Source organism: Mucilaginibacter lappiensis (genome assembly GCF_050433765.1).
In the GTDB taxonomy this organism is placed as follows: domain Bacteria; phylum Bacteroidota; class Bacteroidia; order Sphingobacteriales; family Sphingobacteriaceae; genus Mucilaginibacter; species Mucilaginibacter lappiensis_A.
Genome location: NZ_JBNPWP010000001.1, coordinates 1,196,313 through 1,214,347 on the forward strand (window position 1 = coordinate 1,196,313; position 18,035 = coordinate 1,214,347).

Annotated in this window: 18 protein-coding genes; 10 read left to right on the forward strand and 8 right to left on the reverse strand. The window is 43.8% G+C overall.

Annotation, left to right across the window (positions count from 1 at the left end; genetic code table 11):
* Positions 1–15: 15 nt before the first annotated feature.
* The 3 genes from M2273_RS04640 to M2273_RS04650 all read left to right on the forward strand — a co-directional run bounded on the left by M2273_RS04640 (position 16) and on the right by M2273_RS04650 (position 1,903).
* Entirely contained in the window at positions 16–189 is a 174-nt protein-coding gene (locus M2273_RS04640) for a hypothetical protein (RefSeq protein ID WP_429393585.1), read from the forward strand.
* A 119-nt stretch (positions 190–308) separates the two neighbouring features.
* The gene (locus tag M2273_RS04645; protein ID WP_429393589.1) at positions 309–1,328 is read left to right on the forward strand and encodes a metal-dependent hydrolase; all 1,020 of its coding nucleotides are present in this window, start codon (positions 309–311) and stop codon (positions 1,326–1,328) included.
* A gap of 5 nt (positions 1,329–1,333) precedes the next feature.
* Entirely contained in the window at positions 1,334–1,903 is a 570-nt protein-coding gene (locus M2273_RS04650; RefSeq protein ID WP_429393591.1) for a CDP-alcohol phosphatidyltransferase family protein, read from the forward strand.
* Positions 1,904–2,018: 115 nt separating this feature from the next.
* Here the strand turns inward: M2273_RS04650 and M2273_RS04655 are convergent, their stop codons facing one another.
* From M2273_RS04655 to M2273_RS04670, 4 genes are all read right to left on the reverse strand, one after another.
* A complete protein-coding gene (locus M2273_RS04655) occupies positions 2,019–2,162 on the reverse strand; it encodes a hypothetical protein (RefSeq protein ID WP_429393593.1) in 144 nt (47 codons plus the stop codon).
* Between the two features lie 9 nt (positions 2,163–2,171).
* A complete protein-coding gene (locus M2273_RS04660; RefSeq protein ID WP_429393596.1) occupies positions 2,172–2,414 on the reverse strand; it encodes a hypothetical protein in 243 nt (80 codons plus the stop codon).
* A 60-nt stretch (positions 2,415–2,474) separates the two neighbouring features.
* Positions 2,475–2,780 carry a PRC-barrel domain-containing protein gene (locus M2273_RS04665; protein WP_429393599.1) on the reverse strand — a complete coding sequence of 102 codons (306 nt, stop codon included), beginning with the start codon at positions 2,778–2,780 and terminating at the stop codon, positions 2,475–2,477.
* An 81-nt stretch (positions 2,781–2,861) separates the two neighbouring features.
* The gene (locus M2273_RS04670; protein ID WP_429393601.1) at positions 2,862–3,077 is read right to left on the reverse strand and encodes a hypothetical protein; all 216 of its coding nucleotides are present in this window, start codon (positions 3,075–3,077) and stop codon (positions 2,862–2,864) included.
* Between the two features lie 258 nt (positions 3,078–3,335).
* On the opposite strand from M2273_RS04670, the gene M2273_RS04675 reads away from it, so the two are divergent.
* From M2273_RS04675 to M2273_RS04695, 5 genes are all read left to right on the forward strand, one after another.
* Positions 3,336–4,019 carry a response regulator transcription factor gene (locus M2273_RS04675; RefSeq protein WP_429393603.1) on the forward strand — a complete coding sequence of 228 codons (684 nt, stop codon included), beginning with the start codon at positions 3,336–3,338 and terminating at the stop codon, positions 4,017–4,019.
* Positions 4,016–5,383 (forward strand): ATP-binding protein, encoded by a 1,368-nt coding sequence (locus tag M2273_RS04680; RefSeq protein WP_429393606.1) that lies wholly within the window; start codon positions 4,016–4,018, stop codon positions 5,381–5,383. The genes M2273_RS04675 and M2273_RS04680 overlap by 4 nt, the downstream gene beginning before the upstream one ends.
* A 137-nt stretch (positions 5,384–5,520) precedes the next feature.
* Complete coding sequence (locus tag M2273_RS04685; RefSeq protein WP_429393608.1) at positions 5,521–6,639, forward strand: efflux RND transporter periplasmic adaptor subunit; 1,119 nt, start codon at positions 5,521–5,523, stop codon at positions 6,637–6,639.
* 13 nt (positions 6,640–6,652) lie between these two features.
* A complete protein-coding gene (locus M2273_RS04690; RefSeq protein ID WP_429393611.1) occupies positions 6,653–9,754 on the forward strand; it encodes an efflux RND transporter permease subunit in 3,102 nt (1,033 codons plus the stop codon).
* An 11-nt stretch (positions 9,755–9,765) separates the two neighbouring features.
* Positions 9,766–11,064: a TolC family protein gene (locus M2273_RS04695; protein WP_429393613.1), complete on the forward strand. Its 1,299-nt coding sequence runs from the start codon at positions 9,766–9,768 to the stop codon at positions 11,062–11,064.
* Positions 11,065–11,428: 364 nt separating this feature from the next.
* Here M2273_RS04695 and mgtE read toward each other — a convergent pair whose 3' ends face one another.
* On the reverse strand, positions 11,429–12,805 hold the full coding sequence (mgtE, locus tag M2273_RS04700; RefSeq protein WP_429393615.1) for a magnesium transporter: 1,377 nt from the start codon (positions 12,803–12,805) through the stop codon (positions 11,429–11,431).
* A gap of 593 nt (positions 12,806–13,398) precedes the next feature.
* On the opposite strand from mgtE, the gene M2273_RS04705 reads away from it, so the two are divergent.
* Complete coding sequence (locus tag M2273_RS04705) at positions 13,399–13,980, forward strand: Crp/Fnr family transcriptional regulator (RefSeq protein ID WP_429393617.1); 582 nt, start codon at positions 13,399–13,401, stop codon at positions 13,978–13,980.
* A 101-nt stretch (positions 13,981–14,081) separates the two neighbouring features.
* Positions 14,082–14,798 carry an alpha/beta fold hydrolase gene (locus M2273_RS04710; protein WP_429393619.1) on the forward strand — a complete coding sequence of 239 codons (717 nt, stop codon included), beginning with the start codon at positions 14,082–14,084 and terminating at the stop codon, positions 14,796–14,798.
* 371 nt (positions 14,799–15,169) lie between these two features.
* Here M2273_RS04710 and M2273_RS04715 read toward each other — a convergent pair whose 3' ends face one another.
* The 3 genes from M2273_RS04715 to M2273_RS04725 form a co-directional block, all read right to left on the reverse strand.
* Positions 15,170–15,775 (reverse strand): hypothetical protein, encoded by a 606-nt coding sequence (locus M2273_RS04715; protein ID WP_429393621.1) that lies wholly within the window; start codon positions 15,773–15,775, stop codon positions 15,170–15,172.
* 85 nt (positions 15,776–15,860) lie between these two features.
* Positions 15,861–17,423 (reverse strand): M20/M25/M40 family metallo-hydrolase, encoded by a 1,563-nt coding sequence (locus M2273_RS04720; RefSeq protein WP_429393624.1) that lies wholly within the window; start codon positions 17,421–17,423, stop codon positions 15,861–15,863.
* Between the two features lie 107 nt (positions 17,424–17,530).
* Positions 17,531–18,016, reverse strand: a complete 486-nt coding sequence (locus M2273_RS04725; protein ID WP_429393627.1) for a GNAT family N-acetyltransferase — start codon at positions 18,014–18,016, stop codon at positions 17,531–17,533.
* Positions 18,017–18,035 lie beyond the last annotated feature (19 nt).

Here is an 18,035-nt window from a genome sequence, read left to right on the forward strand (position 1 = left end):
GTGAATTGAAAACAGATGCAGGCCAGGAAGGTTTCAAAAATAAAAAAAACATGCAATCAGGCGCTTTGTAATTTAAACAAAATCAGCCCGGTCATATCGGCAATGCTGGGCCCGGAAGAAGCCAGACAGGCGGAAGAACTGAACACAAAACCCTGCCGCCGCAGCAAGATCGTGATCAAAGTGGTGTGATCGCTTTTAACAAGCGCTTGGTAAAGTTGGAAAAATCCAGAATAGTTTGGAGAATAATTCCTATGAATCAAACATTTAATAAGGAGCGCACTTATTATAGTTGGCGATATTGATGAAACATGGATATAATCACCCACCTGGCTTTAGGCGCTTGCTCCACCGAAGTTTTATTGACCAAAAAGCTGGGCAAAAAGGGCCTGATCTGGGGTGCATCGGCTCAGGTGTTGCCCGATATAGATACCCTTCCTGCCTTATTTTTACCTGCAGACCAATCCCTGCTGATCCATCGTGGTCTAACGCATTCCTTTCTATTTGCGTTGATTGCAGGAATATTTCTGGCATTCACGGTGCATAAAATCTATAACCAGGCAGGTTTATCGTATACCGCACTCCTCTTTTTCTTTTGCTTCCAGTTCACGCTTCATGACCTGATTGATACCTGTAACAGCTATGGCACAGGCCTTTTGGAGCCTTTCCGTCACCAGCGTTTTTCCATCAATTTGTTATATGTGGTCGATCCACTGCTTACGGCCGGATTGCTGGTTGGAAGCCTCGTCTTAATTTTTAAATGTACCTTGTATCCGCACCGAAAAAAATGGGCCTGGGCCATGCTCATCATTTCTGGCTGCTATACAGGCTTTGCAGCTATCAATAAAGTTTATGTTAACGGTAAGATCAATCATTCTTTTAAGTCACAGCAAATGAACCCAGCCGGCTATTTTACTACGCCGGCGCCATTCAATTGTATGCTGTGGTACCTTGTCGTGGCCGTCGATGGTGGTTATTATACGGGTTACAGTTCCGTATGGGATGATCCGCAGCAATCGGTCCGGTATGAAAAGCATCTTAAAAATGATTCCTTGAATGTTAAGATCGGGGATAAAAGAGTTCTACAGCATTTAATCACCTTTGCCGACCCGTATTATACCCTTTCACAAACTGGCAGTTCTCTGTATTTAAATGTGTTAAGATTTGGGCAGGTACAAGGCTGGCGGATGCCCAATGCCCCATTTGTGTTGAGCTATCCGCTAAATGCCAGTGGTAACCAAACGGTGTTATTACAGAAGGGCAGACTGGCTGGATGGAACAAAAGCTCCCTGGAAGCTTACATCAGACGGATAGCAGGCAATACACCATGAAGCATATGACTAAAAATAGCTATTATATTATAAACGGCATTACCCTCTACCGGATGATAGCCGTACCATTTCTTATTTATCTGGCAGTTACACATCAATTCAACACATTTAAATGGCTGCTTGCGCTCAGTTTTTTTACTGACGCCATAGATGGATATTTTGCACGCCGGTATAAAATTATAAGTGCATTTGGGGCGAGGATAGACTCTATTGCTGATGACTTAAATATTATTGCCGCTATAATTGGCATGTTCATTAAAAATTCCGAATTTCTTTTAATGGAGATCATACCAATTATAATTTTACTTGTACTTTATCTTTCGCAAAACACTTTGGCTTTCATCAAGTATCGCAGGATGACCAGTTATCATACCTATATAGCTAAAATTGCCGCGGTATTCCAGGGAATTTTCCTGATCACTTTTTTCTTTTTTTCGCCCTTTTATTGGTTGTTCTATCTCACCATTATCCTCACCGGAATAGATCTGATCGAAGAAATCCTATTGACCCTCCTGCTCTCCGATTACCGGACCAATGTAAAAGGCTTATACTGGCTAAAAAAAAGCGAAAATTAATGCCTGTGCAAACCACGCCCAACCAGGAAAAACAAACAGTACCATAAATTCTTTCGCTTTGGCATCAATCAATTCTTTGCGTTATAACCCGAATAACGCCCTATATCTGTTAAATTTAACTATTATCAAACCCTCTATAATAACGGTAAAATTCATTTTCATAGGTTTCCGGCAGTGGCATTGACGGATCATATTCCGGACTGTTCTTTACGGCGTTTACCGTGATATTGACATCAACCGAAGATTCTTCCCATTTCACCTTATTGATCTACTTGGGACTGATCAGGACTTTCTTTCCCGGAAACCAATGTCCTGTATCCACTACGAGGAAATGTACATTCCAGAATTGATCATCAACTATAAAGTCCGCTACGTCCCCTATTTCACCATTCGTAGCATGGATCCGGTAACCCGTAACTTCACTTGTACTCCGCAAGTGTGGATCAACCGGTTCTTTTTGGTCAGATGCCGCCAATATCCTTTCTTCAAACGGTATCCTTGATTCAGCCATACCCGAAAACCCATGCCGCCATAAAATCCAACGCCGACAGGACCATAATATGGCCAGCCATCAATGACTGTAAAGTTCAATTTCCTGCTGGCGGGAAATGGTTCTTTCTGTATCTATATCCGGACTGTTTTTAATTTGTTCTTTGGTAAGGTTTACCTGAAAAATTTTGCTTTCCCAGTCCGGTTCTTTTAGAGCCGTTGGGGATATAAGCACTTTAAGACCAAACAGCCAGCCGCCTGTTTTTACAATAAGGTAACGTATGGTCCAGGTTTCGTCATCAAAATAAAATTCATCCACTTTACCAAACTCACCATCGGTTGCACCCATACTGAAGCCAGCCAAATTTTTCACGTTACGTCTCATCATCCCTCCCTTTAATAGTCTGCATTTAATCTCCCTTTTATATACTTTTTATATGGATTCCCGCTTTAAAGCGATAATTATAGTTTATACCAGCCGGTTATCCAGTTTAAAAATAAAACCTGCAACAGCCGCAATAATTAATATAATCATCAATACCCAAAAGAAGATACCGATTGCCGCAACAGTTATTACCGCCGTTTCCTCTTCTTCCTGGATTTTTTCAGTAGTTGTGTTTTTTCTGATATTACCATTATTCCATTTGCAAGGGACAGGAGATGCAGGCGTCACGGCTGCGATCAACAGCGCGAATATAATCGCCGCAATCAAGCCAGGAGGCGCCCAATAATATCCCTATACGACAGGGCCTGCCGGCGCTGCCCACTCACCTGCGCTTAAGGAAACAAAAAACAACAGGAAGAAAAACGTCCAGAAGTTGCCCCAGGACTCATTTTTCATTTTACAGTAACTGGATGCAAGCATTAAATATTTTATATTTAATGGTCCACTCTTATTGCAAATAATTAATTGTCTTAATTTGCAGGTGGTTAAAGATTAATCATGAAAATACTGATCATAGAAGATGAAGTCCGCATCGCCACGCTGGTACAGCAAGGGTTGGAAGAACGGGGGTACCTCACCACTATCGCCTATGATGGTATAACCGGTAAAAAGCTGGCCCTTCAAAATGATTATGATCTGGTGATCAGTGATATTATTTTACCCGGCCTGAATGGGATCGAAGTATGTCGCGAAATCCGTCGGGGCAAGCCCGATCTGCCTGTTATCCTACTTACGGCGTTAGGAACGACCGATGACAAGGTAGAGGGCTTTGATGCCGGGGCTGATGACTATCTGGTAAAGCCGTTTGATTTTCGAGAGCTGCTGGTGCGTATTAGGGCAGTAACGAACCGTAAAAGCGGAAACCAGATGATGCAATCTAACATTTTAAAATACGCCGACCTGGAATTAAACAACCAAACCAAAACAGTTACCCGGTTGGGTAAAACTATAAGTCTTACCCCTAAAGAGCTGAAACTGTTGGAATATATGATGCAAAACAGCGAACGGGTTTTATCCAGGGCCGAAATTGCGGAAAAAGTATGGGATACCCATTTTGATACGGGAACAAACTTTATTGATGTCTATATCAATTACCTGCGAAAAAAAATCGACAAAGACTTTGGCAGTAAGCTCATCCACACTAAATCCGGTTTAGGGTTTATTTTTCAGGAGGAGTCATGACCATACGTAATAAACTCACTTTGCTGTTTACCTCCATCATCGCGGCCTTATTATTGGCCTTTGCATTGGTGGTCTATTTTTCCTTTTCTAAAAACAGAGAGAATGAGTATTACAGTTCGCTACGCCACACCGCCATTAATAAAGCGAACCTTTTGCTGGATGCCAAAGTGGCTCCTTCGGTCTTGCAGCTGATCTACCGGAACGCTGAAAACTCCTTGTTTAAGGAAGAAGTAGCCATTTATGATACCTCCTTTAATCTATTATATCATGATGCGGTGGATATCGACCAGGTAAAGGAAACCCGACGGATGATCGATGAGATTGTCCAAAAAAAGGAGATTCGGTTTTACCAGGGGGAGATGCAGGTTGTAGGTATTTTTTACCATCACCATGACCAGGATTATGTGATCACAGCGATAGCCAATGACCAGGGAGGCTATGTAAAACTTCGCAATCTGAAATATACCTTGATCATTTCGTTTTTTGTAGCGGTATTCCTGATCTATATAGCAGGTCATGTCTTTTCGAGCAAAGCTCTAAAACCAGTCTCTGATATGGTGGACAAGGTAGAGGAAATTACCGCTACCAATTTGGACCTGCGTATCGATACCGGAAAAGAAAAAGATGAGATCAGCGAACTGGCGGTTACTTTTAATGAAATGCTGGACCGTCTGGAAAAATCTTTTGACGCGCAAAAGGAGTTTGTATCCAATATTTCGCATGAACTGCGTACCCCGCTTACGGCAATGCTCACTGAATTGCAGGTTGCGGTAGAAAAAGAAAGGAGTAACGAATCCTATAAAGCATCCATACATCATGCGATCAGTGATGTGCAGAAACTGGTACGCCTATCCAATAGCCTGCTCGACCTGGCCAAAGCAAACTATGACCGCACAGAGATTTCCTTTAAAGAATTGCGTTTAGATGAAGTTATTCTAGATGCCCGAAGTGATGCCTTACATGACAGGCCAGGTTACAAGATCGATATCAGCTTTGAGCAGGAAATAGAGAATGATGATTTTATTTCTGTTTTAGGCAACGAATATTTGTTGCGGGTAGCCTTTAAAAACCTGATGGAAAATGGTTGCAAATTTTCCAACGCAAACGAAGCTACAGTATCTATCAATTACAGTAATGATAAAACTATTCTACGTTTCATCGATCAGGGTTTAGGTATAAATGAAACCGAACTCCCGCACATCTTTGAATCGTTTTACCGGGGTGCCAACAAACAGTTTGCCGGTGGCAATGGGATTGGATTATCATTAACCAAAAAGATCATCGAATTGCATAAAGGGTCAATAGGCGTCAGTTCCATGATTGACGAAGGCACTGTGTTTACTATTGAACTATCCCATGTTTAGTGAATCCGCTCTAATGAATTTCTAATTTTTTTCTAATAGTCCTCTAACGGTCCTTGCTAAAACGGGCATCTACCTTTGCACCGTAAATAATCGCTGTCTCAGGCAGTAACTATGTATTGATTAAAAGCAAGGTCGTTATGAAAAAAAATCTGTTCTTCCCTATAGGGTTTACTGGCTGTATACTCATCATGGCAGCCTGCCATCAACCGGAAGCCGCTAAAGAAACAAGCGATTATACTTTATCCGGCGATACGATCCAGGTAACACCAAACTCCAAACTGGCGGACAAGTTAAAAAAAGACGTGGTTAAAGAGCAATCTTACCGTTTACAGTTGTTAACAGCGGGTACGGTAAAAGCCATCCCGACCCAATATGCGGAGATTGCGCCGCCATTTTCAGGCCGGATCACCAAATCCTATTTAAAACTGGGGATGCGTACCACCCCGGAAACACCTTTGTTTGAGGTCAGCTCCCCCGATTTTATCACCGCGCAAAAGATCTTTTTCCAGGAGAAATTGCAGCTGCAGCTGGCAGAAAAAACCCTGAAGAGGCAACAGGACCTAACAGCGCATGGTGTGGGTACGCAAAAAGATATGGAAGAAGCCAAGAGCGCTTATGAAGTAGAAAAAAAGGAATATGAAAACGCGGTGATCGGTATTAAAATATTTAAGGCCGATCCTGATCATCTGGTTCTGGGCCAGCCACTGGTGGTGCGTTCGCCCATTGCCGGGCAGGTGATCGAAAACAATGTGGTGCTTGGCCAATTCATCAAAAATGATGCGACCAGCGTGGCAACTGTAGCCGAGCTATCCAAAGTTTGGGTAGCGGGGCAGATCAAGGAAAAAGACATCCGCTTTATTCATGAGCTGGATGAATGTTCTATCCAGATCGCTGCCTTACCGGAAAAACAGGTCAAAGGGAAAGTTTATCATGTAAATGACATGGTGGATGAAGACACGCGCAGTGTACAGGTACTGATCGAGTGTAACAATGCCGACCGGACCCTAAAGCCGGGAATGTATGTTACCGTAGATTTTGACAATGCCCCTTCCCAGGTTATCCTGATCCCGACGACCGCCGTACTGCAAATGAACGATGAGAGCTTTGTATTTACAGAACCGGCACCGGGAAAATATGTAAAGCGGAAAATTGAAACAGCGAATACCGATCACGACCAGGTGGTCATTAAATCAGGCTTAAAACCAGGCGACCGGATCCTGACCTCTGGTGGCTTTTACCTGCTGGATGCCAAATAAAAATATAGCCATCATGAAGAAACTTATTTTTACAGCTATAAACAAACGCTGGCTTTTCGCAGCATTGTTCATCCTGCTGGCCATATTTGGCTATTATTCCTGGACACAGCTATCCGTAGAGGCCTACCCTGATATTGCCGATGTGACCTCGCAGGTAGTGACACAGGTACCCGGCCTTGCTGCCGAAGAGGTGGAGCAACAGATCACCATTCCCGTAGAAAGGGCCTTGAACGGGATGCCGGGCATGCACGTAATGCGCAGCAAAAGTACGTTCGGGCTTTCTATCATCACTATCGTTTTTGAAGATGGTATTGAGGATTACTGGGCAAGGCAACGCATTACCGAACGCCTGAGCGACGTAACCCTGCCTTATGGCGCGCAGCCCGGATTAGACCCGCTAACCTCACCCATTGGTGAGATCTATCGTTATATCATCGAAAGCAAAAATCATGATCTGCGGGAGATCACCGACCTGCAAACCTGGACGATTATTCCGCGCATCAAGCAAGTGGCAGGTGTTGCCGATGTGACTAACTTTGGCGGTATCACCACGCAATACCAGTTAGAAGTTGATCCAGGTAAGCTGGAACAATACAAACTGTCCCTTACCGATATACAAACTGCTATCAATAACAACAATGCCAACGCAGGTGGCAGTGTACTTACACGTGGCGACCTGGGTTATGTAGTACGGGGCATCGGCCTGGTAAAAACATTGGAGGGCTTGGGTAACGTTGTTGTTAAGTCGGTAAACGGCGTACCTGTTTTTTTAAAGGATGTAGGTACTTTGAAATACGGCAACCTGGAACGCAAAGGCATTTTAGGTTATACCGACCGTAAAGTAAATTACAGCGAAGGCGATGAAGGCATCGTATTGCTATTAAAGGGCGAAAACCCATCAAAAGTATTAGAGGGCATCCATGCCGCTGTGGAAGACCTGAATAAAAATGTATTACCCGAAGGTGTAAGGATTAGGCCATACATAGACCGGACCAGCCTGGTTGATACCACCTTGCATACCGTATCGCATACGCTGCTGGAGGGCATGACCCTGGTTATTATTGTGCTGATCGTTTTTCTGGGTAACTGGCGCGGCGCACTGATCGTAGCCATCACCATTCCGCTGGCTTTATTGGTTGCTTTTATACTGATGCACTTTACCCATATCCCGGCCAACCTGCTTTCGCTGGGCGCTATTGACTTTGGGATCATTGTAGATGGTGCCATTGTGATGATGGAAACCATTTTGAAAAAGCGGGAAGAAAGCCCTACGGAAGAATTGCACGAAGCTACCATTGGGCAAAGGGCATTGGCCGTTGCCAAACCTATTTTATTCTCCACGGTGATCATCATTACCGCTTACCTGCCCCTGTTCTCTTTTGAAAGGGTAGAAAAGAAACTGTTTACCCCAATGGCTTTCACGGTGGGTTTTGCCTTGCTGGGGGCATTGGCGGTTGCGCTGTTGCTAATACCGGGTCTGGCTTATGCAGTTTATAAAAAGCCCAGGAAACTGTTCCATAATAAATGGCTTGAAAAATTAACCACCGCCTATTTTGAAGGCGGTAAAAAGGTGATGAAAAAACCACAGCAGGTTTTCATCCCTTTGGCCATTGCCTTAATTGGCGCAGTAGTACTTTCCATCACCGTAGGTAAAGATTTTTTACCCCCTTTGGATGAAGGCTCCATCTGGTTACAGGTGCAACTTCCTCCTGGCGTATCCTTACAGAAATCAAAAGAAATGAGTGATACCCTGCGGCAGCATACCATGAAGTACAGTGAAGTAACCTATATGATGGTGCAGGCCGGGCGTAATGATGACGGTACCGATCCCTGGACGGCCTCGCACTTTGAATGCAGCATTGGCATCAAACCTTACAGCGAATGGAAGAACGGCAGGACAAAAGCCGACCTGATTAACGACCTGGCCAAAGAATATGCAACCATGCCAGGCTATACTGTCGGGTTCAGCCAGCCCATGATCGATGGTGTAATGGATAAAATTGCAGGCGCGCATAGTGAACTGGTGGTAAAAATATACGGGGAAGATTTTAAGGAAACACGCCGTATTGCAGAAAATGTAATGACCACGATCAAGAGCATCAAAGGCGCTGCCGATGTGGCCATTGACCAGGAACCTCCATTACCCCAATTGCAGATCAGTGTTGACCGCGATGCGGTGGCCCGTTACGGCCTGAACGTAAGCGATGTATCTGAACTGATCGAAGTAGCCATTGGCGGCAAAGCCATATCGCAGGTATTTTCTGGCAATAAAGTTTATGACGTAATCTGCCGTTATAATGAAGAAAGCCGCAACACGCCCGAAAAAATTGCCAACCTGATGCTCACCTCGCAAACAGGGGCAAAAATTCCTTTATCGCAAATTGCAACCGTAAAAACCGCTACAGGCGAAAGCACCATTACAAGGGAATTGAACAAGCGTCATTTGACCGTTAAACTCAATTTACGCGGCAATGATCTGACGGCGTTTTTAAACGAAGCACAGAGCAAAATTGAAAGTAACATCAAGTATGATCACGACAAATACACGATCAAATGGGGCGGGCAGTTTGAAAACCAGAACCGGGCATATGCTAAGCTGATGGTGATTGTGCCGCTGGCATTGGCCATCATGTTTTTACTGCTCTATGGTGCATTCGGCAAATTCCGTCAGGCGGGATTGATCTTATCCATTGTGCCCCTGGCTTTATTTGGCGGTATGCTGGCATTGAACATCAGGGATATGACATTGAATGTGTCTTCGGCCGTAGGTTTCATTGCCTTGTTTGGTGTAGCCATACAGAATGGTGTGATACTGATCTCGCACATCAACGACCTGCGGAAAAAAGGATACGATTTACTAAAAGCTGTTGTGGAAGGAGCTGAAGACCGTTTTCGTCCGGTGTTGATGACGGCTACGGTTGCAGCATTGGGTTTGTTGCCTGCATCGCTGGCAACAGGCATCGGGTCTGATGTGCAAAGGCCATTGGCTACAGTAATTGTATACGGATTGTTTGTAGCAACAGCCATTACCCTGTTTGTGCTGCCTGCCTTGTATTACATGCTGGAAAGCAAATGGGGAAAGGATGATTTTAAACCGGCAGAGCCTGAGAAATAAGCTATAAAGACATGAAAACTAAGAATTTCAATATCATATACCTGCTGTTATTCATCGTAGTGATGAATAATACAAAAGCATTGGCGCAGCAAAGCGCTGATACCTCTTTTGTAAAGATCAAACTGCCGCTTACTACTTTTTTAAGTCTGGTGGGAAAACAGAACCTGGATTATCAGGCTCAAAAATACAATGTAAGTATTGCCGAAGCCGGAATAGAATCCGCGAAAGTATTTCCCGATCCGGAACTGTCCTTCGGGGCATTTGATAATCAGAATGCCAGTAAGAAACTGGGTTACGGGTATAACGCCGGCCTGAGCACCACGTTGGAATTGGGCGGAAAAAGAAGGTCAAGAGTGGATCTGGCTAAAAGCCAGGTGGAACTAAACAAGGCTATGCTGGAAGATTACTTCCGTAACCTGCGGGCCGATGCATCCCTGGCTTATTATGCCGCCATACAAAACTTTTATATTTTCCAGGTTCAGAAAAATTCCTGGGAGAATATGGATAAGCTGGCCAAAGCCGACTCCATCCGTTTTAAATTGGGTGCTATTACAGAAACCGATGCCCGTCAATCCAAACTGGAAGCCGGTACCTTAAAGAATACCCTATACCAAAATGAGGCCGACTGGAAAACAGCCCTGATACAACTAAACTTATTAACCGGAAAGGCGCATGCCGATACATTATTTATGCCATCTGGCGGTTTTGATAAACAGGACCGGGATTTTTCATTAGGTAACCTGATTGCCAACGCACAGAATAACCGGGCTGATCTGGTGGTGGCTTTAAACACCAAGACTGCTGCTGAAAAAAGCTTGCAATTAGTGAAAGCTAACCGGACAATTGACCTCGGCATTAACCTCGGGGGTACTTACAATGCAGCGGCTACCAATGAAATAGCGCCAACCCCGGCTTATCGTAGTTTGAACGCCGGACTGTCTATCCCTCTGAAATTCTCCAATCACTATAAAGGAGATATTAAAGCCGCACAGTATACTATTAAACAGTCGGCGGTACAATATGATCAGGTGTTGCTGCAAATTCAAACGGAAGTAATGCAGGCCTGGATGAACTACAAAGCCGCGCAGCAACAGGCCACGCAGTTTAAGAATGGTTTACTCACCGAAGCGCAAAAAGTACTGGACGGTAAAACCTACAGCTACAAGCGCGGTGAAACCTCGCTGCTGGAAGTGTTGAATGCGCAGCGTACCTATAATGATGTGCAGCAGAATTACTACCAGGCTTTATTTAATTACGCATCGGCCCTGATTACGCTGGAGCGCTCAGCAGGCATCTGGGATTTACAATAATCAATTGAATCATGAAAAAGAAATTTTACTTAATCTGCTTATCGCTGGTTTTCCTGACCATGTTTTATTCCTGTGAAAAGGATCCCAGCGGTAATGGCAGTCTAATTATTACGGTTTATTACGGTGTATTATCATAACCAGTATGATGACATCCTCACTGCGAATAGCGGTGGTGTTGCTACCTTCAGTAACCTGACACCGGGAAGATATTATATAAAGACCATTGGATATACAAACCAAACAACAGTACAGGGAGATAGTACTGCTACTGTGGTACGCCGCTATAGGGGAGATAATATATCTAACTTTACTATCAATGTACAATAAAGATTACTACAATTAAAAGTGTTAAAGGGGATCTTGTTTAAAGTAAGGTTCCCTTTAACATAATTGCCGCGATACTGAAATAAATCACTAAACCGGTCACATCCACCAGGGTAGCTACAAATGGAGCTGATGAGGTAGCGGGGTCCAGTTTTAATCGTTTGAGTAACATCGGGATCATGGAACCGCTTAATGTCCCCCATAATACAATGCCTATCAGTGAGAAAAAGATGGTAATAGCCATTAATATCCAGTGCTCACCATAATTATACCAATGCAAATACTGCCAAACGGTAATTCTCAGAAAACCGATAGCACCCAATATTGCGCCCAGGCATACACCGGAAAGTATTTCGCGCCGCATTACATACCACCAATCTTTTACGTTTAGTTCTTTTACCGCCATAGCCCTGATGATAAGCGTAGCAGCCTGTGAACCACTATTTCCCCCGCTGGAAATAACCAATGGTACAAACAAAGCCAGTACTACCGCTTTGGCGATTTCTACTTCAAAATAACCCATCGCGGTAGCTGTAAGCATCTCGCTTAAAAATAGTATAATGAGCCATCCCGCACGCTTTTTAATGAGTGAGAAAATTGGTGTATGCACGTAAGGATACTCCAGTGATTCCACACCCCCAAATTTTTGCATTTCACGAGTACTGCGTTGCTCGGCCACATCCATCACATCGTCTACCGTTACCACACCAAGTAGCAGGTTATCCGTATTAGTTACCGGCAGCACAGTGCGGTCATACTCCTTGAATTTATGGATAGCCTCCTCTGTACTTTCGTCAATATTCAGTTGTAAGCAAACATGATCCATGATATCGCGGATCAGCTTGGTCGGTTCATTTAATACCAGCCTGCGTACAGGTACGTCGTCCAGCAGCTTCCCGTTTTCATCAACTACGTAGATCACATTGGCTGTCACACTATCGGTATGGTTTTTACGTAAATGTTCATTGGCTTCGGCGATAGTCATGCTTTCGGTTATGGTAGCAAAATCCGTATTAACCAACCTCGCTATACTTTGTTTAGGATAACCCAGCATATCCAGGGTCGCCTTTTTGTTTTCGTCATTGAGGTATTCCAGATATTTGGAACGTTCAAGGGCTTTTAGTGAAATAAAAAAGGAATAACGGTCGTCTGAGTTAAGCTTATCCAAAAGGTCGGCTGCTTGTTTTTCTGGCAGATGCTGAATAATTTTAGCCTGTAAAAAATGACCGGCAAAAGGAAAAATGATCATCTTCTTTTTTTCGGAAAAGCCCTCAAAAGAGTTTAGAGCAATGTCAACTGGCAGCGACTTTAAAATTTTGGCAACATCGGAAGGGTGAATTTCTGTTTCTGTCCCCTTATAGAAAAGTGATTTCAGATCGCCATTGATTATTTTATCCTTTATTTCCTTTAAATCCATACCGTAACTTTTAAATGCATACTTATGGGTTTGAAATTAAAACATTTGTGATGAATATAGGATGAAGTTTAACGATATATTACCTAAAGTTTTAAAGCGATTTTCAGCATATAATTTATTGTGGTGAATATTTTAAAAAGCAGTAAATTTCCATAAGAGTTTGAAAAAAATACCCTAATTTTATAAATGGCATTTTTTGAAACCGTTACAAAAACAGCATTTTAATATTTTAAACAACGATTTTTTATGGATTTTTTTAAGAAAAAACTCTGCCAAAACTCTGCCAGAAAATCCCCAATATAAAGATTTAGGGCGGGCTGATTCGTTAATATACAACATATTGAAATCAATGAAAGGAAAATTGAAGTTTTGCAATTACTTTCAATAATATTGCAATTTCATCAAAAAATGTATTCCTCTATTTATTGCCTGAGAACATTAGAAGCTCGGGCTATCTTAAGAAAAATCCGGGGATTGAGTTTTATAATTTCCTATTTATGAATTGTTAGTGCGGAATTCGCAACCACATTCATTCGGTTTAAGGCCTTTATTTTTCACTATATTGACCCTCAAAAATATTTGCATAAAAACCTGTGATTATAGACAAACTATTTTCAAGTTTCGATAATTATCTGCCACTTAATACAGCGGAAAAGCACGACCTGGCGGGGCGGGTCATTCAGCGGAAGATTAAGCGGAGGCAATTCATATTGCAGGAAAATGATGTTTGCAGGCATTATACCTTTGTGGCTGAAGGTTGTTTCAAAAAGTTCCAGGTGGATGATAAGGGCACAGAACATAACCTGCAGTTTGCTGCCGAGGGCGACTGGCTTATGGAGATCGTTAGCTTTTATTTCGAAAAGCCAAGCCGTGTTTATATTGAAGCCATGGAACCATCGGTTATATTCCAGATCTCCAAGTCTGATCTTTATCATCTGTATGATAATAATCCCAAGTTCGACAGAAATTTCAGGGTTATTGTAGAAAACCGTTTAGTTGAAACAGAGAACAGGGTTTTACAGGCGATCAGTTCAACGGCCGAGGAACGCTACCTGGCCTTCATGAAGCAATACCCACACTTGCTGTCAAGGCTTCCAAATACACAAATTGCCTCATACTTAGGGATTACCCCTGAGTTCTTGAGTAAAGTTCGTAAAGATCTCCTCAAAAAATAGGCGTTATCCTTAATCTACCTTAACGGTATTTCTTAAGTTACCTTATGTGTTGTTTGAACTATTAGCGACCATCTTTGTCTCGTCATCAATTAATAAAAAAAATGAACGAGATTGAAAAAACCTATGTGTTTATTCCTGGCGGATGGCACGGTGGCTGGGTTTATGACCCGATAACTGAAAGGCTGGAACAGTTAGGAAAAAAGTGTATTTCATTAACCTTACCGGGTCTTGAAACACAATCCGGGATACTAAACAGGATCATAAATTTAGATACGCATATCCAGTTCGTCATAGATGTCTTCTTAAAAGAAAACCTCACTGATGTGATCTTATGCGGGCATAGCTATGCCGGGCTGGTGATCACAGGTGTTGCAGATAAAATTCCGGAAAGGATACATGCATTGGTTTATATTGATGCCTACATTCCCAAAGATGGAGATTCCTGCTGGAGTCTGACGAGTGAAGTATACCGACAACGTTTTGTAGCCGGAGCCGGCGATGATGGTTTTGCTGTAGCAGACCGGCCCGGGGTAGACAATCGAAGAAGACCGCATCCGCTGGCAACATTCATGCAAAGTTTACATTTGAAAGGGGATTATGAACGAGTTCTTAACCGTACATTCATTTATCTCAGTGGTTGGGAACAGTCTCCCTTTTTCAAACAATATGAGAACTTAAAAAATTCTCCTGATTGGCATGTCGAAGCAATACATTGCGGGCACAATGTGATGAAGGAGCATCCGGATAAATTGGTTGATATCTTATACAGACTGGAAGATAAATATAGTCAGATCTTAAAAAACGGCTGCTTACAATAGGACATCGCGAAAATCGGAACCAGCATCATCATTTGAAAAATCAGAAGATGGTCACCTGTATCTACAAAAGTCGGCATTATTAGCTCACAAGTGACTGCTGGTTAATTTCCGGCGAAGAAGCAGGCTTATCGTTAAAATAGGTTAGATTGATGGATTCTAAAAGTTTGCCGATCCGAAAACCATAAATGTATGGCACCTTAATATCGTTACTGCCAGGGGTCAATAATGCTACCAGCCGACCTTCGAAATCGAAAACAGGTGCGCCACTGCAACCTTTTTTAAGCTTATACGCTACCGTGATGTTATCATTGGCAATAAAGGCTATTTTAGGAAAAAATCCGGACGGGTGTCGGCAGAATTGAAGAAATAAGTTATTGCTGATACTTGCGCGTAATCCGGTTCCCGTCAAACAGCATATATAAACCATAAGTGGCTGTAGCTATAGCCACGCCAATTCCTAAAAAGCCCAGAAAAAAGCCGGGGGCGTAACGTGGGTTGTTCATCAGCCAGATGCTGATCAGCGCACAAAGGATGGTCCACGTCGCAATATAATAGTCGATCGTGCGGTTAAATATTTTAGCCATGGGGTAAAAATGCAGGCCGATGATCAGGGCCATCGCGGGTAGTATAAATTGCTGGTAGCCCGTCATAAATAACAGACCAGCGATTACGGGTATCGCCGTAAACTCGGCACCGAAAATGATGCCATAACGTCTTAACATAGCCTTTGCCATTGCTTTATCTGCTGCCTTGGTAAACTTCGGAAACCTCCGGGCAGTAATGAACAGTTTTATCCCGTAGCAAACAAATGTGGCACTTAGGGATGCGAAGAAGACCAACATCAGGTAGTGGTCCCGGCCGGCCAGGCCTCCCTGGGCAATGCCTGTCCACATCATGGTGAATAATGCCATCAGCAGCAGACTGCCGCCGATGGACTGAAGGGTGATACGGGGGATGGTAGCTGAATTCGTTGTCATAGCTTTGGGATTTTATAATTTAAAAATTGTTTTTCATTAAAAATAATGGCGCATGTACGAAATCATACCACCTTCCTGATTATGTTCAGAAATCCTCATAGGGAAACGAATAGGGAACCAAAGGTTTCCTGGGCAATAGCTCCGGCCTGATGCTGGCCTGGTATACGAAAGACGCGACAATGATCGCAGCTTGTTTGAGATCATCCATTGCCAGGTGATCATAAGTATCCAGGTTGGTATGGTGCGTACGTGTTTCATAATCCAGCGGGTCCTGTATAAACTGGAAGCCGGGGATCCCCGCCCAGTCAAAAGCGATATGATCCGTCGAACCGGTATTCTTCATCGTTACCGTGGTGGCCCCAATATCATAAAAAGGTTTAAACCATTGCTCAAAAATCGGCTTGACCGCTGCATTATTCTGCGTATAAATCCCACGGATCTTGCCAGTTCCATTGTCCAGATTGAAGTAAGCCGAAACGCCGGACTGCTCCGGCTTTATCTGGAGCGTCGTTCCATCCCTGAAATGATTTTTAACATAGCCATATGATCCCAATACACCTTGTTCTTCACCTCCCCATAAGGCGATACGTATGGTGCGTTTGGGTTTCAGGTGCAGCGAGTCCAGCAAGCGCATGGCCTCCATCATCACCACGCAGCCCGCCGCATTATCCGTAGCGCCGGTAGCCGCCTCCCAGGAATCCAGATGTGCACCCAACATAACTACCTGTAATTTCAGTTTGGGATCTGTGCCGGAAATCTCGGCAATCACGTTATACCCTTTAGTATCCGCTGTTGAAAATTCGCCTTTGATGTTGACCTCCAGAGAAACCCGGACCCCGGATTCGATCAGCCGCTTCATCTTTTGCGCATCCTCAATACCTATGCTGACTTCGGGAAGCGTGTTATGAGATATTAGCTTAAAGCCATCATTAGATTGCGCCATGATATGGCCGTTGGCACTAAAACTGGTGGTATAAATTGCGCCTAATATCCCTACATCCTTTTTGATCTGGCTGATCCTTGCCAATGTTTTAAAAAGGGCAGGGAATGACCTGGTCAGCGAATCGGGTACCATAAAGGTGTCCCCCATATTGGCCAGTTCGGTATCCGAAAGCCTGCTTGTTACCGGGCCGGAGATATCTTTTTCACTCAATGGGGCGCCTGGGTTCAGGAGAAACTTCCCTTTAAGTAACGCCGCGTGTGTTTTAAGGTACACTGTATCTCTGGACTGCTTCCGAGTCAGTATGATCACGTCACCCCTTAGCGAGCCGTCAGTATTGGCGCCCCAGGGCTCGGGGTAGCCGGCGATCAGCTGGTTGTAAGGCGCTCTCATGCTGATACTGAAATCCCGGATCTCCCATTGTTTGCCGAACTCTCCCCATGGTTCCAGTCCGGCGTTCACAAGGCCCCATTTTTTCATCGTGGCGACCGCCCAGCGGCTTGCCCTTTGATAACCAGGCGAAGCGGTAAGCCGTGGTCCGGAAATATCTGTTAAATAATAGGCGATCTGCGGAATTTGCGAACTGGAAAGTTCGGCTTTTCTAATCCTGTTAAACACTGCAGTATCAACATCTTCCTGCTGAGCGTATGTTTTCAGGCAGGAAAGCATGACTATGGTTGCGGTTAGTTTATAAAAAAGTGATTTCATGTTTCAAATTTTAGTGCAATAAGCTGCGACTGCAAATTAAAAGATCCGGACAAACTGAAAATTGTACCGGATTAGCGTTCCCTGATCTTTTTGGCACCGGATGCTGATCAAAGTTTCTTTACCATGCGGACGGAGCAGTAGTGATGACCCGAGTTCCCCAGTGGGTGTGTGAGATAGGTGAAGCCCGTTTGCTCATAAACGAAAATAGCCGCATTTAGCTCGGGCATGGTTTCCAGGTACATATGCGTATAACCCGCCAGCTGAGCTGACGAAAAGCAAATGGTCAATAATTTTTTCCCGATCCCTTTTCCGCGTGCACCGGCATGCAGGTAAAGTTTAACCAGTTCACAATAGCCATCAGGAAGGCCCTCGGTGGGATAAATACCGGCACCGCCGATCAGTATATTGTTTTCTTCCGCTACCCAGTAACTGGAACCTTCCGCCGTGAAAACCTCTGAAAGTGAATCCAGTTCTTTGTCAAAAAAAGCGGTTCCTGGTTTATTGGCGTCAAATTCGGTTAATACCTGCCTGATCAGACCAGCTATAGTTTTGTTATTACGGGGCTCAATAGGCCTGATGGTTATAGTATCCATGGTGTGCTGTATTTTCAGC

Bases quoted from the DNA above. Each gene is read 5' to 3' on its own strand.
- M2273_RS04650 (WP_429393591.1), top strand. From the start codon at position 1,334: ATGACTAAAAATAGCTATTATATTATAAACGGCATTACCCTCTACCGG.
- M2273_RS04725 (WP_429393627.1), bottom strand. From the start codon at position 18,016: ATGGATACTATAACCATCAGGCCTATTGAGCCCCGTAATAACAAAACT.
- M2273_RS04640 (WP_429393585.1), top strand. From the start codon at position 16: ATGCAGGCCAGGAAGGTTTCAAAAATAAAAAAAACATGCAATCAGGCG.
- M2273_RS04660 (WP_429393596.1), bottom strand. From the start codon at position 2,414: ATGGCTGAATCAAGGATACCGTTTGAAGAAAGGATATTGGCGGCATCT.
- M2273_RS04665 (WP_429393599.1), bottom strand. From the start codon at position 2,780: ATGATGAGACGTAACGTGAAAAATTTGGCTGGCTTCAGTATGGGTGCA.
- mgtE (WP_429393615.1), bottom strand. From the start codon at position 12,805: ATGGATTTAAAGGAAATAAAGGATAAAATAATCAATGGCGATCTGAAA.
- M2273_RS04645 (WP_429393589.1), top strand. From the start codon at position 309: ATGGATATAATCACCCACCTGGCTTTAGGCGCTTGCTCCACCGAAGTT.
- M2273_RS04690 (WP_429393611.1), top strand. From the start codon at position 6,653: ATGAAGAAACTTATTTTTACAGCTATAAACAAACGCTGGCTTTTCGCA.
- M2273_RS04710 (WP_429393619.1), top strand. From the start codon at position 14,082: ATGAACGAGATTGAAAAAACCTATGTGTTTATTCCTGGCGGATGGCAC.
- M2273_RS04715 (WP_429393621.1), bottom strand. From the start codon at position 15,775: ATGACAACGAATTCAGCTACCATCCCCCGTATCACCCTTCAGTCCATC.
- M2273_RS04675 (WP_429393603.1), top strand. From the start codon at position 3,336: ATGAAAATACTGATCATAGAAGATGAAGTCCGCATCGCCACGCTGGTA.
- M2273_RS04685 (WP_429393608.1), top strand. From the start codon at position 5,521: ATGAAAAAAAATCTGTTCTTCCCTATAGGGTTTACTGGCTGTATACTC.
- M2273_RS04720 (WP_429393624.1), bottom strand. From the start codon at position 17,423: ATGAAATCACTTTTTTATAAACTAACCGCAACCATAGTCATGCTTTCC.
- M2273_RS04680 (WP_429393606.1), top strand. From the start codon at position 4,016: ATGACCATACGTAATAAACTCACTTTGCTGTTTACCTCCATCATCGCG.
- M2273_RS04695 (WP_429393613.1), top strand. From the start codon at position 9,766: ATGAAAACTAAGAATTTCAATATCATATACCTGCTGTTATTCATCGTA.